Source organism: Pedobacter miscanthi (assembly GCF_003315595.1).
Classification (GTDB): domain Bacteria; phylum Bacteroidota; class Bacteroidia; order Sphingobacteriales; family Sphingobacteriaceae; genus Pedobacter; species Pedobacter miscanthi.
The window spans coordinates 82,013-97,182 of sequence record NZ_QNQU01000006.1 but is presented as its reverse complement, the minus strand read 5'-3'; the positions used below and the strand labels follow the sequence as shown (position 1 = coordinate 97,182).

General features: G+C 38.2%; 13 protein-coding genes. 5 read left to right on the top strand and 8 right to left on the bottom strand.

Features of this window, described 5'->3' with window-relative positions; all coding sequences use genetic code 11:
* Positions 1-32: 32 nt before the first annotated feature.
* From dnaN to DRW42_RS08565, 4 genes are all read left to right on the top strand, one after another.
* Positions 33-1,157: a DNA polymerase III subunit beta gene (dnaN, locus tag DRW42_RS08580; RefSeq protein WP_113948421.1), complete on the top strand. Its 1,125-nt coding sequence runs from the start codon at positions 33-35 to the stop codon at positions 1,155-1,157.
* Between the two features lie 81 nt (positions 1,158-1,238).
* Positions 1,239-1,922, top strand: a complete 684-nt coding sequence (locus DRW42_RS08575; protein ID WP_147243697.1) for a DUF4397 domain-containing protein — start codon at positions 1,239-1,241, stop codon at positions 1,920-1,922.
* A gap of 59 nt (positions 1,923-1,981) precedes the next feature.
* Positions 1,982-2,713, top strand: a complete 732-nt coding sequence (locus tag DRW42_RS08570) for a DUF4397 domain-containing protein (protein ID WP_113948419.1) — start codon at positions 1,982-1,984, stop codon at positions 2,711-2,713.
* 65 nt (positions 2,714-2,778) lie between these two features.
* Positions 2,779-3,465 (top strand): DedA family protein, encoded by a 687-nt coding sequence (locus DRW42_RS08565; RefSeq protein WP_113948418.1) that lies wholly within the window; start codon positions 2,779-2,781, stop codon positions 3,463-3,465.
* On the opposite strand, the gene DRW42_RS08560 is transcribed toward DRW42_RS08565, so the two are convergent.
* The 5 genes from DRW42_RS08560 to DRW42_RS08540 all read right to left on the bottom strand — a co-directional run bounded on the left by DRW42_RS08560 (position 3,466) and on the right by DRW42_RS08540 (position 9,380).
* A complete protein-coding gene (locus DRW42_RS08560; protein ID WP_113948417.1) occupies positions 3,466-4,422 on the bottom strand; it encodes a zinc dependent phospholipase C family protein in 957 nt (318 codons plus the stop codon).
* A 54-nt stretch (positions 4,423-4,476) separates the two neighbouring features.
* The gene (locus DRW42_RS08555) at positions 4,477-4,902 is read right to left on the bottom strand and encodes a VOC family protein (RefSeq protein WP_113948416.1); all 426 of its coding nucleotides are present in this window, start codon (positions 4,900-4,902) and stop codon (positions 4,477-4,479) included.
* Positions 4,903-5,253: 351 nt separating this feature from the next.
* Positions 5,254-6,483: a DUF3999 family protein gene (locus DRW42_RS08550; RefSeq protein ID WP_158544302.1), complete on the bottom strand. Its 1,230-nt coding sequence runs from the start codon at positions 6,481-6,483 to the stop codon at positions 5,254-5,256.
* On the bottom strand, positions 6,464-8,842 hold the full coding sequence (locus tag DRW42_RS08545; RefSeq protein WP_113948414.1) for a DUF2339 domain-containing protein: 2,379 nt from the start codon (positions 8,840-8,842) through the stop codon (positions 6,464-6,466). The genes DRW42_RS08550 and DRW42_RS08545 overlap by 20 nt, the downstream gene beginning before the upstream one ends.
* 259 nt (positions 8,843-9,101) lie before the next feature.
* Entirely contained in the window at positions 9,102-9,380 is a 279-nt protein-coding gene (locus DRW42_RS08540) for an endonuclease domain-containing protein (RefSeq protein ID WP_208643530.1), read from the bottom strand.
* 185 nt (positions 9,381-9,565) lie between these two features.
* On the opposite strand from DRW42_RS08540, the gene DRW42_RS08535 reads away from it, so the two are divergent.
* Positions 9,566-10,009, top strand: a complete 444-nt coding sequence (locus tag DRW42_RS08535; RefSeq protein WP_113948413.1) for a DUF4395 domain-containing protein — start codon at positions 9,566-9,568, stop codon at positions 10,007-10,009.
* Between the two features lies 1 nt (position 10,010).
* On the opposite strand, the gene DRW42_RS08530 is transcribed toward DRW42_RS08535, so the two are convergent.
* The 3 genes from DRW42_RS08530 to dnaK all read right to left on the bottom strand — a co-directional run bounded on the left by DRW42_RS08530 (position 10,011) and on the right by dnaK (position 14,985).
* The gene (locus DRW42_RS08530) at positions 10,011-11,042 is read right to left on the bottom strand and encodes an LLM class flavin-dependent oxidoreductase (RefSeq protein ID WP_113948412.1); all 1,032 of its coding nucleotides are present in this window, start codon (positions 11,040-11,042) and stop codon (positions 10,011-10,013) included.
* A gap of 255 nt (positions 11,043-11,297) precedes the next feature.
* Positions 11,298-12,218 carry a M28 family peptidase gene (locus DRW42_RS08525; RefSeq protein ID WP_113948411.1) on the bottom strand — a complete coding sequence of 307 codons (921 nt, stop codon included), beginning with the start codon at positions 12,216-12,218 and terminating at the stop codon, positions 11,298-11,300.
* 910 nt (positions 12,219-13,128) lie between these two features.
* Positions 13,129-14,985 carry a molecular chaperone DnaK gene (gene dnaK, locus DRW42_RS08520; RefSeq protein ID WP_113948410.1) on the bottom strand — a complete coding sequence of 619 codons (1,857 nt, stop codon included), beginning with the start codon at positions 14,983-14,985 and terminating at the stop codon, positions 13,129-13,131.
* Between the last annotated feature and the right edge of the window lie 185 nt (positions 14,986-15,170).

Sequence of the window (15,170 nt, the reverse complement as noted above, 5' to 3'; positions counted from 1 at the left end):
TTTTATATTTTTGAAGAAGACTAAATGATATCATGAGATTTATTGTATCCACATCAACTCTGTTAAAACACTTACAAACTGTAAATGGTGCCTCGAGCAGCAGCACGGTTTTACCTATACTAGAAAATTTTCTCTTCGAAATTAAAGATGGAAACTTAACTATCTCTGCTACCGATCTGCAAACCAGCATGACAACTGCTCTGCCTGTAGAATCAAAGGAAGAAGGTAAAGTGGCGGTTCCATCAAAAATTTTATTAGATACCTTAAAAACCTTACCAGATCAGCCTATTGCTTTTAATATTGATGACAGCACATTTGCCATAGAGATTAGTGCAGGTGACGGTAAATATAAATTAAGCGGCGAAAACGGCGACGATTTTCCGAAAATTCCGGTTGTAGAAAACGCTTCTTCGGTAAATCTACCAGCATCGGTTTTAACTGAAGCCATAACCAAAACCATTTTTGCAGTAAGTAACGATGAACTTCGTCCGGCGATGACAGGTGTATTCTGTCAGTTATCCCCTCAGCATATCACTTTTGTGGCAACCGATGCACACAAATTGGTAAGATACCGCCGTATGGATAGCAAGGCAGATAAGGCAACCTCATTTATTCTTCCTAAAAAAGCTTTAACACTTTTAAAAGCGGCATTGCCTTCTACAGATATCAATGTATCGGTAGATTATAATGCAACAAGTGCTTTTTTTAAGTTCGAAAATATCAATCTGGTATGTCGTTTAATAGACGAACGCTATCCAGATTATGAGGCAGTAATTCCAACTAATAATCCAAACAAGTTAATTATAGACAGGGGTCTGTTTTTAAATACACTTCGCAGGGTTGTAATTTTTGCCAATAAAACCACACACCAGGTAAGGTTAAAAATCAGTGGAAGCGAATTGAATATCTCTTCAGAGGATTTGGATTTCGCCAATGAAGCACATGAGCGTTTAAGCTGTCAATATGATGGTGAAGACCTCGAAATAGGCTTTAACGCCCGTTTTTTAATCGAAATGCTCAGTAATTTGAGTGGTGATGAAGTTACTTTAGAGCTTTCTACACCTAACAGGGCAGGGCTTTTAATTCCGCAAACCAATGATGAAAATGAAGATGTTTTAATGTTGGTAATGCCGGTAATGTTAAATAATAGTTACTAAAACTACTAATTATTTAGTTTTTTATAAGGAATGGCTTGATTTTTGATCAAGCCATTTTTGTTTACCAACGAAACTAACCTTATGAAAATCTATACTTATCTCTCGAAATCACTGATTTTATTCACCTCATTTGCTGCAATCGGATTATCGTCCTGTAAAAAACACGATCCTGATATAGTGGTTAAAGGTGAGGCTAAAGTTAAGGTGGTTAATGCCTCCCAAGCTGATGTACACCAGGATTTTTACCTGGATAATGAAAAACTGACTCCGGTAGCTTTGGCTTTCGGCGAAACCAGCGACTATGTAAAAATTCCTTCCGGTAACAGAAACGTTTCTTATACCGGAACCGACAATATGGCTACCACTTCGGATACTTCTTTAAACTTTACCCCGTCTATTACCTATACCACTTTTCTGGTGAGCAATAAGCAGGGCCAGCTCGAACTTGTTAGTTATGAAGATAATTTAAGCAATACCGAAAGTAGTAAAGCTAAAATAAAACTCATAAACCTTACACCAAGCTTTACAACCGGTATTAATGTAATGGTGCAGGGAGGTACGCAATTTGTTAATGGCCTGCCTTTTAAAGAAGCATCGAATTATTTTACGGTTGATGCAGGAATGAATTTAAGATACAATGTAGTAGGCTCGGGCACTATAAAAACCATCGAAGGTACGGCATTGGCTGGTGGTAAGATATACACCATCTGGTTTAGCGGTACAACAGCTGCCACGGTAGAAGCCCATATCATCACTGATAATTAATTTAACGAAATTATATCGTTTCTGTTATCTTTACGTTTTATTTGCATCAGCGATTTTATATGAAAAATACCCGTATTATATTCTCCATGTTTTTTATGGCTTTGCCCGCTCTAATGCTTTTTTCGTGCATTAAGAACGATAATTTTATTAAAGGAGATGCTAAAATCAGGTACTTTCATGCAGCAGTTACCGATACCACACAAAATTTTTATCTAAAAGGTATTCAGTCTGGTGCTTCTACAACTTACGGATCAAACAGTAATTATATTGTTGTTGCCGGCGATTCTACCTATACCATTACCTCCAGAAATATAAATACCGGTAATGATCTGGCCAGTACACCTTACAAATTCGAAATTGGCGCCAATTATTCAATTTTTTATACACATAAAACATTAACAGATCCGCCTGTACTAACGGTGTATAAGGATGATGTAAAACAGAATTTAAATGTGGCTAAATTAACTTTTTTAAATTTGGGTTATACTTTGGGATCTGATGTAATCATTAAAGATGAAGCTACTGTGCCTGCTTTTACTCAATTTACCATGAAATATGGAGATATGGTGAGCCACAGCGTTAATGTAAACAAAACGACTAAAATTTCTTTTACGCTAACAACTCCAATTTCAACGCAACCCCCATTAAATACATTAGATTCGCTTACAACAACTCCCACTAATACCAATCCATCAAAATCGTTAGCCATTACCAAAGGCCTGGTTTATACTGTTTTGCTTGATGGATCGAAAAAAGGAGAACTCCAGATGCGATTGATCTCTGCCAACTAATTATATTGCATTTTTCTAGCACTTAATCGCTTTCATATTCATACTTTTGCCCAAACTCAGATAAATTGGAATTACTACAACAACTTTTAGATTTTATTCTTCATATTGATGTTCATTTAGCCGAAATCGTAAACGAATACCGCACCTGGACATACCTTATTTTATTCCTCATTATTTTTGCCGAAACAGGTTTTGTGGTAACGCCTTTTTTGCCTGGCGACTCACTGCTTTTTGCGATGGGAGCCTTAATTGCAGGCGAACATGAAACAGGCTTAAATATCTGGGTTATGCTGCTCATACTGATAGTTGCTGCAATTTTAGGGAATACGGTGAATTATAAACTGGGCAGCGTTTTGGGTGCAGGTGTATTTAAAGAGAAAAATAAGATCCTGAAATTGAAATTTTACCATCAGTCGCATGAGTTTTTCGAAAAACATGGCGGAAAAGCGATTATGCTGAGCCGCTTTTTGCCAATTTTCAGAACCATTGCTCCTTTTGTGGCCGGTATTGCAAAAATGCCTTTTGGCCGTTTTACATACTATAATATTATTGGCGGTGTAACCTGGATTTTCGCACTGTTAATTGGTGGTTACCTGTTAGGACAAATCCCTGTAATTAAGAATAACTTCGAACTGGTTATTATCTTCATTGCTGTGGTTACTTTTGTACCTGCTATCTGGGCAGCCATTAAAAGCCGTATGAAACCTAAAAAGATTGAAGAAATCATCGAAAACGGAGATACCAAGGCATAATTAAATTTCACGTCCGATAAGCGTACCACTTTGATACTTCTTTTCGGTGTCTTTTTCCTGTTTTTGTTCATCAGGCAACAACTCGGTTTTGATCAGGTTTTTAAGCACGGGCTGACCAGCATCAACCCATGCCGAATACCAGTAGGAGCCAATGGCCAGTATAGCTGAACGCATCTGTTTTTCTACCATATTGTTCATCTGATCGTGGTAAGCTTTCGAATATTCTTTGGAGTATTGTTTAAGTACAGTGCTATTCCGTTCGGAAAAACTATATTTTTGAGTGGAAGGAAAAGATGCGTTTAAAGCTGCTTCGAAAGTTAAAACAGTATCAACCAAACGGTGTGTATGTTTAAGTATTTTCCAGGCTTCTTTTAAGGGATTTTCGATATAATTAGCCTTGCCGACCACAAAATTGTAGCGGGTAGAGAAAAGTTCGGGCAAACGGCTTTCCCAAAAGGCATGAATTCCTACCTGGTTGGTTAATTGGCCGTTATGATTAGCCGTAGTATGCAGGGGCACATGGGCATCACCAATGTAATGGCCTAAATCTGCAGAGTATTTTAATATTTTTATCGAATCGCGGGTTTTAAAAGCCCTAACCAAACTATAATAGCTACGTTGGATCTGCCAGGGCACAATCCCATCAGTATGTAGTTTCTTTAAGCTATATTTTGCCAGAGCATCGTCCCATTTTTCGGGGATGCTATCGATGTTTTTCTCGTAGTTCTCTACATCGAGGTAATGCCGCGGGGCTTCCAAGGTATCGGCATACCTTCGTTTATCGGGATCTACTGCATGTTCGGTAATGTATTTGATATTCTTTTTATAAAAACCGATCATGTTTGGGGGTAAAGTAAAAACAGCAAGGTTGTTTATCCTTTGGTGTGCAAAGAATCCCCAGGAGGTACAAAGAAATAGCGGGATGATTAACGCAGTTATTATCGTTAATCTTTTCATATCAAACAAGATACAAAACTTTTCTGATAACTCCCGGGGATTGATATTTAAAAATTAAGCATTTTCAAGTGCGGCCTTGTCAATTTTTTTCATTTGCATTACTTTATCCATAACCCTTTGTGCCCTTTCAGGTTCTGCCATCAGCTCGCCCAGGTTAGCAGGAACAATCTGCCACGAGAGGCCAAATTTATCTTTCAGCCAGCCGCAAACACTTTCTTCGCCACCATCTTTGCTTAAGGTATCCCAGTAATAATCTATCTCCTCCTGACTGTCGCAATTTACCATTAACGAAATAGCTTCGTCAAATTTAAACTGCGGACCACCGTTAAGGCCCATAAATTTATTTCCATTCAATTCGAAGGTAACAACCATAGGGGTAACCTGGGTAATTTTAGAATCTTTAAAAACTGTACAGTAATAATTAGCTGCTGCCTCGGCCTGTCCGTCGAACCAAAGGCATGTTACAAGTGGTTTTGCCATTTTATATAGGTTTTTTGTTAGTACCAAGTTAAGCAGGATATTTAAACTGCATAAGGTATGAAAAAGACGTTTTTAGGGGGTGATTTTGACAAATGATGATTCAATTTGAGATAGTAGTTCTAGAAGATTAATGTTCAAAAAACATCATCATTTCGAGCGGATTGCAGCGAAACGGAGATCCTTCGAGAGGTTTAAGATGATAACTTAACAAAAAAGATCGTCATCTCGACCGAAACGCAGTGAAGCGGAGAGATCTATCTCGAGATAGATTTAGCTTTGCTGAGCACTTACGTGGTTCTCGACTGCGTTGCACTCCGCTCGAAATGACGGTACTTGATAGGAAATAAATATCTAATTCCTCAACATTTTAAACGAAAACCAGCCCAATAATACAATAATCAACGCCATTAAAACCCAAAGCCACGCTTTGTTTTCGAACAGCGGCTTTTCTGTTTTAATGCTATAAGCGGAGTTTTTCTGTTCTTCGCCAATATTAACACTGGTTAGGTCGATTGGGATTTTACTTTCAAATTTTTCAATTTCGTAAAGCGGTGCTGTGGCTTTTTCATTGCCATAATATAAGGCATATTCACTTTTAGGTTGATCGAACCTGGCAATAATTTCATAAATATTTCCTTTCAATTCCAGACCACTCAAGCGTAAAGGCTTATTATCGTTGTTCTGGATCGTAATTTTTAACCTGGAAGCAATGGTATTGGTGAAATTAAATTCAGGTTTCTCCAGTGAGCTGATGGTGCCTACGTAAAGATTGGCGTAATTGTACTGAATGCCTTTGTCGGTCTTAAAACTATCCGTTGCATATTCAATTTTAAAGGGTCGGTAGAAATCAAAATCACTTTGTGCATTCAATTTTAAAAAAGATAAGGGAACAGGGCCGGACAGAACAACATCGATTACCGTTTCTTTTGAGGAAACATCATTTTTAAGGTTAAACGATTGGTATTTTACGTCCTGATAGGTCCCTTTTATCGTATCGGTTTTCGAAATTTTTGCTTCCAATAAATCAGGCTGTGTGGGGCTTTTTATAGCAATCCTGAAATATTGGTATTTGGCATCCTGAAAACTCAGTTTCGTGAACTGGTAATCGGTAACGTTATTTTTGATCGATAAAATCCGGTAATCTTTTAGGATAGAAAACCATGTTTGGTTGTCGTTACTTCCTTCGAGCTTTACTTTCCAGTCGAAATTTTCCTGCTTAAAGGCTAAATTGATCTGATTGATGGTATTGTTTCCCGGTGCTTGAAAAGTATAATAATAGCCATCCTTTCCGCTGCTTTGATTCAGTTGTTTAAAGGTAATATCATGGGTGCTAACCTGATCAGCACGTTGTTTTAACAGATAAGGCACCTCTACAGTATCTTTTCCATTGATTCCAAAAATCCTGAAATCATCAAAACCTGCATTTGCTTTTTTATACAAATCGTTGGGCAGGATCATTTTGTGCCAAACCGCATTTACGCCGGTAATGTTCCGTTTAAATTTATAAGAACCGGTTTGTGCGTTTACAATTGTGACGCCAAGCAAAAGAGCGGTTAAAAGTTTAATTTTTAGCTTCAACATCATCTATAATTAAATGTTTGTATTTGTTGTAAAGGAAAGAAATGATCAGCAACAACACACCCAGCGACACAAAAACAATGGTTTTTGAAATCGTACTCAACGAGTAGATATCATAAAAGAACAATTTTACCAAGGTAATGCCAAACAGTACCATGGCGCTAATACGCAGGTGTTTTTTGTTTTTGGCAAGCCCCATGCTGATCAGGAATAGTGAAAAAATGCCCCAAAGGATGCTTAATCCTAATTTGTAACTGGCTTCAGAATGAGATAACTCAAGCATATTGATCAACTCGCTGCTTATGATCCACAAGAGCGAAATATACAGCAGGTAATCGAACAGGATTTTTAAATCTTTTTTAAGCAGCCCGGAACGTTGCAATTGGTAACATTGTACAATCAGCAGGGCAAAAAATGCAATTCCAATATACCTGATGCCAATGTTAAAAGCAGTAACTGTAAAATATTTACTTTCTGGTAGTAAATAGTTATCCCTGAGTTCGCTTAAATTATAAAGTCCGAACGTGAGGAAGGTAATAATAACGAAAAGATTAATAATGAGGTTGGCAATAGCCATTTCGCCGTTTTTAAGCTTTCTGATATTCAGATAAGTTAATGCTGAGGCAAAAAACAACGTATAAATAAAGATCCAGGCAGTTTTTAGACCGTGGAGATTATAGTTATACTCATTGTGCTGATCATAGGATTTATTAGCCGGTTTAATCGTAATCTTACTTAATTCAAAGAGATTATTGAAATATTTAGAAATTTCTATTCTAAAAGTAATATAGGCAGCAAAAACCAAAATTGCAGGGATGGCGTAATTTAATATCTGCCTCATCCATATCCATTCTGAAGAAATTTCGCTTTCTTTTTTATTGATTTTAAATATCCAGAAAAAGGCCGCAATAAAGATACAAGCGGTTAAAAAGCCAACATTGAGGATTGGTGTAATGATTATCGAATTTCCGGCGTAGATGTCGTAATAGGCGATCCAATCTTCTAAAAGGCTAAAAAAAGCAAGGAATATTAATGGAAAAGATAGTTTTTCGTAAATCGCGATGTCTTTTACCCTTGCCAGATAAAATAATACAGCAGCTTCTGCCGTCCAGAAAATGGTTACCCAACCGCCATTTAACTGAACAGGTACGGCAATGGTTATAAAAGTAATGACCATGGCGAGGATCAGGTAAAACAGGTTTTTATCAGCAAGTTTTTTCTTATAGATAATCAAGGCCACAATAAAATGGACTATCGCATTGGCGAGCGTAAACAAACCCACCAGCTCTGCACTGTTTTTATTGTTCGATATGATCAGATATCCTATTCCATAGTAATTAAATGAATTGAAAAGCAGAATTACCACATCGCTAAAGCCAAAAATTTCTTTTTTACTTACTTTATAAGCAAGGTTGGTAATGTAAAAAGTGATGAAAAATAGGGAAGAAAATAATATGGCTAAAGCAAAATAATTGTACGAACTACTTAAATCGAGTCTCCAGGAAACAAAAATGAGCCATGTTAGGCCAAAAGAAGCGTAAAACAAAGGTTTCCAGTATTTTTTAAAGCTGAGAATCAAAATGCCGATATTGATAATGGCCATGTAAGTAAATAATACACCAACCTTTCCCGATCCATCGCTCAGTAAAAAAGGTACAGCATAGGCGCCAACTAAACCAATATGCGCAATTACCTGTTTATTGTATTTAATGGCAGCCACAACTGTAAATGAAGTGAAGATAACCATTAGGGCAAAGGCTAATGCCTGCGGAATGAGCGCGTAAAAATCGTATGCGGCATAGGTAATAAAATACATTATGGCAATGGCACCACTAACCAAAACGGCAGAAAAGTTTTCGTATCTGGCTTTAAGTTTTATGGCAAAACCCATTAAACCGGCACCAACCGCATAACCCAAAATAATCCTGGTTAACGGACTCACCATATCATGATCGATGGCATATTTGGCACCGATACCCACGCCGATAATTAAAATCAGGATACCAATTTTACTGATCAGGTTTTCTCCGATAAACTTTTCGAAATCGGATTTAACCATGTTTTCGCGTTTAAAACGTTCGGCAAAATTAGGTTGGGCCGGATTTGCAGGAGTTGGTACAGGAGTAGTAACGGGGCGTGGTGCTGCCTGATTTTGTACAATTGGGTTAGGTGGTGTATTTCTTGGCGGCGGTGCTATTACTGGTTCAGCAGGTATTGCAGGAGTTATATTTGCGGCACCAGGCGATTGCAGTGCCCTAACCTCGTTTCTTAGGGCCTCAATTTCGGCTTCAAATCCTTGCTGCCTAAGCAACAGGTTTTCGAGCCTGATCATTAGCAGGTTTAATTTCTCGGAATTATCCATTCTATATCTGGTAGTGCGTAAATTTTCTTACTAAAGATAAGAATGAATTTGGATTAGGGAGAATTTTGATGAAAGGATGGGTATTTGCTATTTTACAACAGAAACTATTGAGTTTTGTGCGGAGCAGCACAGGGAGAATATATTAGCTCCCCACCTTACAAGGAGGGGTGGGGGGTGGTTGTTTTTTACTTGAAATTTTTTCTAATGGTTTCGTAAACTAATTCTTCTGACTCAACAACATCTTTATTTTCAAATCTAATCACGGTAATTCCTTTACTATTAAATAATCAGTCCGTTTTTGATCGTAAAGTTGTGCTGAATCATCATCATGACAACTTCCATCAATTTCAATGGCTAGTTTTTCTGATGGGCAGTAAAAATCCAAAATGTAATTTCCAACGCTATGCTGACGCCTGAATTTTCTTCCGTCCAGTTTAGAGTTTTGAAGATATTTCCACATTGTGGCTTCTGCAGGAGTAAGATTATTTCTTAACTCTTTTCTCCACTCTTTTAAATATTTTAGATTATGGATCTTCATATTTAAATTTAACTTTTTTGGTATAATTTACCACCCCTGCCCCTCCTAAAATAGGAAGGGAGCTGGACTCATTTCATTTAACTGCATTTGAACACTAATATATGCCGCCTGTGCGGTTAAATTTGCTAATACATTACAATCCTGATGAAATAAATTCGTTAAATTTACCTTAAAAAGAATATTGAATGGAATTATCCTGTCCGGTATCGGCCGAAAGAGTAAATGAAAATGTAGTGAGGATTATCGCCTTTATAGTGGCTTTGATGGCTATTGCTAGTATGGTATTTTCTAACTATTGGGCAATTGTTTTTCTGATTTTTGATTTTGCCCTGCGTGCTTTTACCACAGGTAAATGGAGTCTGTTGAAATTTATAGCTGTAAAAATCTCTGATGGATTGGCCCTTTCGCCGAAAATGAAAGATCTGGCCCCAAAAAAGTTCGCGGCAACCCTGGGCTTTGTGTTTTGCCTGTTGATTACCGCGACATTTCTATTTGATTTTTATACATTGGCGCTCATTTTAACCTCCATTATGACTGTTTTTGCCTTGCTGGAGAGTTTATTCGCCATTTGTGTGGGTTGCCATATTTATTCTTTTTTACAGGTTTTTGCAAAAAAGAGTCAGGCTTAGTCTATTTCTTTAGAGCCTCGCGTACTTTCGGAGCAATTTTAGCCCCGAAAATCTCTATCGATTTCATTAATGCAGCATGTGATGGTCCGCCAACATCCATGTGGGCAGAAAAACGGGTTAGGCCAAAAGTTTCTTCCAAAGCTAAAATCTTATCTACCGATTCACTTGTGTCGCCAATGATTAAAGCGCCTTCTTTACCTCTCCCGGCATCAAACTGATTGCGCTGATAAGGTGCCCAGCCACGCGAACGGCCGATACGATTCATCTGTGCTGAATAAAGCGGATAGTAATAATCTGCCACTTCATCACTGTTTTCGCCGAATAAGGCATGCATGTGAACGCCAACTTCGAACTTGTTCATGTCATGGCCATAAGCCTGGTAAACCCTTTTATAATAATCGAAAAGTGGTTTAAACTGTATTGGCTGCCCACCAATAATCGCAAACATTACCGGTAAACCTAGTCTGCCGGCACGTTCTACCGATTCGGGCGTGCCACCAACGGCCACCCATATTTTTAAATTATTATTCACCGCTCTCGGCAAAACCTCCTGGTTGTTCAGTTCCGGTCTGAATTTGCCTTTCCAGCTGATTTTAGGTGTTGCATTTATTTTAAGGAGCAAGTCTAATTTTTCTTCGTAAAGCTGATCATAATCCTGAAGGTCGTATCCAAAAAGCGGAAACGATTCAATGAAACTTCCGCGACCGGCCATTAATTCGGCTCTGCCATTCGAAATAAGATCTATCGTTGCGAAATTTTGATAAAGTTTAACCGGATCGGATGAACTTAAAACCGAAACGGCACTGCTTAACTTAATGTTTTTGGTTACAGTTGAAGCAGCAGCCAATATAATTTCAGGACTGGATACTGCATAATCGGGACGGTGGTGTTCGCCGATTCCATAAAAATCCAAACCCACTTCATCCATGAGTTTTATTTCTTCTATAATTTCCTGAAGCCTTTGCTGAGCGGGCTGGATCTCGCCTTTTGCATTGATCTGCAGATCGCCAAACATTCCGATACCTAATTCCATAATGCTAAATAATTTTAACAAAGTTAATGGATGATAGGGTAGTGGTTTTTGATGTATGGTAAGAAAATGGGTGAGGTTGTTTATTAATTGAGATTAATGATAAAAAATTGACTTGCGAAGTAAGTTAAATCGTTTTCGTCATCTCGATCGAAACGCAGTGGAGCGGAGAGATCTATCTCGAGATAGATCTCTCGACTTCGTTGTACTCCGCTCGAAATTACGGCAATTTTAAAAGAGTTTATATGTAAGCTAACTTTATTTCAACGAAATCAATCCATTGTAAAGCCCATCAATTACTTTGCCCATTCTCGATATATCGAGCGTTTCCATCGTATCTGTTTTTTGATGATAATTTTTATTCCGGTAGAAGGAAGTATCGGTAATCATCAGGGCATCGTAACCGAAATTCCAATAATTTAGATGATCAGAAAAATCGATGCCCGGTAAAGAAGGTGGACTTGCGAATGTTTTAGTCAGGATACTCTTTGTGGCTTTAAAGTTTTTAGAAAACTGACTTACAAATGCTCCTGAACCAAATTTTTTAACCAGCGTAATGTAATTTCCTTTATTACCGTATTTGATCGAGAGTAAACCAATAGGGTAGGACTGCGATTTGGCTTCATCTTTAAAATAACCGATCATTTCGAGTGATATCATACCAAATACGTCGGCTTTTGACTCTTGTAGCGATTTGGCATGGATATAACTGCCCATAAGCTCCGTTCGGAAATAAGGTGGTTCTTCTAAAGTATAGGCTACCAGATCAATACGATAATTGAGTTTTTTACCTTTTAACAACCTCGAGAGCTCCAATAAACCTGTTATGCCGCTTGCATTATCATCAGCGCCTTCCTGGTCGCCACAAACATCATAATGTGCGCCAACAATAATCCGCTTTTGGTTTTCTGTACCGAACGAGCAGATGATGTTTTTATACGTTTTCTGATCAACATTGTATTCTTGTACCGAAACGCTATCAGTTGATTTTTGGAAAATATTCCTGATATAACCGGCTGTTAAGTTGAGCTGATCGATATTGCTGTGGTTCCGGAACTGGGGTGTTTTAGTTAAGGTTTTTAAATGGGATCTGATCAGTGCAGTATCCGATTGGGCAGAGGTATTGTAATAAAATGTAATGGAGAAAAGAAAGCTAATTAAGATTTTAAATTTATGCATGGGTTAAAACATCAGAATGTGTTTGATTTGATCCTTAACCGAAGATAATTATTTGTATCTGTTATTAGGTATTGCAACCTGCGTTTTTTCGGTTTGGCAGTGTTAGTTAAATCTGATTGATGCGAATTCGCTCCCGATTAAAGCATTGTTGTTTTAGAAGTAAAGCGAAAAATAGAATTGAAAAATCCAAAAGTACAGAACTGTACATTTTCAACCGAACGAAATAGGATGTTTTATCTTTTGGAAATTAAAGGCAGTATTTCATTGGTACTGTAGCCCCGCCATCCGCTTTACTTCGTTACACTACGTGTTCGCTACTGTCGGGTTTAGTAACAAAGGACCGTTCTAAATCAATCCGTTTTTATTATTATCAAGAGTAGAAGCTTGTTTTTTTTGCACTAGCCTATGTTAAATAAACCCGATTGGAGGGAAGAGCTTCCGATCCTTCAATCGGAACTCGTACCAAAAGCGGGACTATCGAATCCGATTAGCACTGATATTGCTTTCCAAAAAATAAATACGCTTGATTTTGTAGTAGGATAGATTCCGAAATAAATTCAGAATGACGGATTTCATTTGATAACTGCAAATTGTAAACTGAACCCCCATTTTTATATTTACAGATAGAAAGTTGTATGTGTTTGCACTAGCCTATGTTAAATAAACCCGATTGGAGGGAAGAGCTTCCGATCCTTCAATCGGAACTCGTACCAAAAGCGGGACTATCGAATCCGATTAGCACTGATATTGCTTTCCAAAAAATAAATACGCTTGATTTTGTGGCAGGATAGATTCTGAAATAAATTCAGAATGACGAGTCTCTGTTGAAAAACAAGTTGAGCATGAAAGATTCTGAAATAAATTCAGAATGACGGATTTCATTTGATAACTGCAAATTGTTAACTGAAAACTACTCTATCTTTTTCCCCTTCATCGCAGTAGAAATAGCGGCATCCATTACACGCTCGGCAAACGGACGGGTAAATTCGTTAAGTTCGTCTGCTTTCTTTAAAATGGTATCTTTTTCCTGACTGGCTAAAGCGGTTTTTAGCGCTTCGATATGTGTCACGGTTTCAGTTATTTCGACTTCAGTTAAATGCTCAGCATGTTTTTTGATAAAACCTTCAGCAGTATAAACAAGTTGTTCGCCTTCGCTGCGCGCTTCGATAAGCATGCGTTGTTCCACATCACTTTTCGCATGGGTAATGCTATCGATCAGCATTTTTTCTACTGTATCGTCACTTAAACCGTAGCTTGGGGTGATTTCAATTTCCTGTTTCACGCCCGAACGTAGTTCTATCGCCTGTACGGTTAAAATACCATCGGCATTCAGTAAAAAGTTGATGTCTACTTTAGGTAAACCTGCAGGCATTGCCGGAATTCCCTTTAAATCGAATTCTGCCAGTTTCCTGTTTTCTTTAACCAGATCGCGTTCGCCCTGGTAAACAGATATTTTCATATTCACTTGTCCGTCGATAGAAGTAGTGTACTGTCGGCCGGCTTTGGTAGGTACTTTGCTGTTACGTGCAATAATCACATCCATCAAACCACCCATGGTTTCAATACCCAAAGAAAGTGGGGTTACATCCAATAAAAGAATGTCGGAACGGTTTCCGGCCAGAACATCGGCCTGGATGGCTGCTCCAAGTGCTACCACTTCATCAGGATTAATGTTATCCTGTGGTTTTTTACCAAAGAAATTTTCTACTGCCTGTTTTACAAATGGCGTGCGGGTAGAACCACCCACAAGAATCACTTCGTCAATATCACCAGCCGTTAAATCGGCATCTTTTAATGCATTTTTGCATGCAGTGATGGTTTCTTCAACCTTTGATGTAATCAATTGTTCAAAGGTCTGTTTATCTAGTGTACACCAGATTTCGCCAACCTGTTCGTTATATAAATTTTGTGTTGAAAGTGCTTTTTTAGCGGCTTCGGCCTGTAAACGTAAGGTTTGCATCAAAATATTATCCTGTGCCACTACGGTTACATCAAGCTTGTTTTTCTCCAGCCAGTAATTTAAGATGGCCCGATCAAAGTCATCCCCACCTAAATAGGTATTACCATTGGTGGCCAAAACTTCGAAAATTCCGTTCTGGATCTGTAAAATAGAAACATCAAAAGTTCCCCCGCCTAAATCGTAAACGGCAATGGTTTTCTGTTGAGTAGGATCTAAACCTATTCCGTAAGCCAAACTTGCCGCGGTAGGTTCATTAACGATACGCATTACATCCAAACCGGCCAGTTTTCCGGCGTCTCTTGTGGCTTGGCGCTGACTATCGTTAAAATAAGCAGGAACAGTAATTACAGCCCGGTTAACAGGTGTTTTTAAGGCGTGTTCTGCCCTTGCTTTAAGCTCTTTTAAAATTTCTGCTGATAATTCGATTGGGGTATAAAAACGGTTGCCAGCCTGGATTTTCACTAAAGCATCGGTATCGTCGTCGATTATTTTATAAGAGAAAATGTCTTTGTGTTCGGCTACGTCTTTATAAGAACGCCCCAATAATCTTTTAACGGAAAAAATGGTATTTGAAGGATCAGTGGTTAAAAATTCTTTCGCCTCATTACCTACAATGGCTTCGTTTTGGCTGTTGAAATATACAACCGATGGTACCAATATCCCCTTGCCGGCATCGTTAATTACCTGCGGATTTTTATCTGGATTGATAAATGCCACCAAACTATTGGTGGTTCCTAAATCTATTCCAACAATAATTTCTTCCTTTTGAAATGAACCTGTAGCAAGGTTAATCGATATTTTTGCCATGGCTGCAAATTTACAATAATGTTGTAAGGTTTTAGGAGGGAAATGTTTTAATGTTGTAAAAAGACGGAGGTCGGATGTCTGAAGACGGAAGATATGGTGTTGCAGAAGATGGGAGCAGAAATACTTTAGACTGATATTCGTTTTTGATTTGGAAATGATACGGCAGCCCCACTGTCCCTACTGCC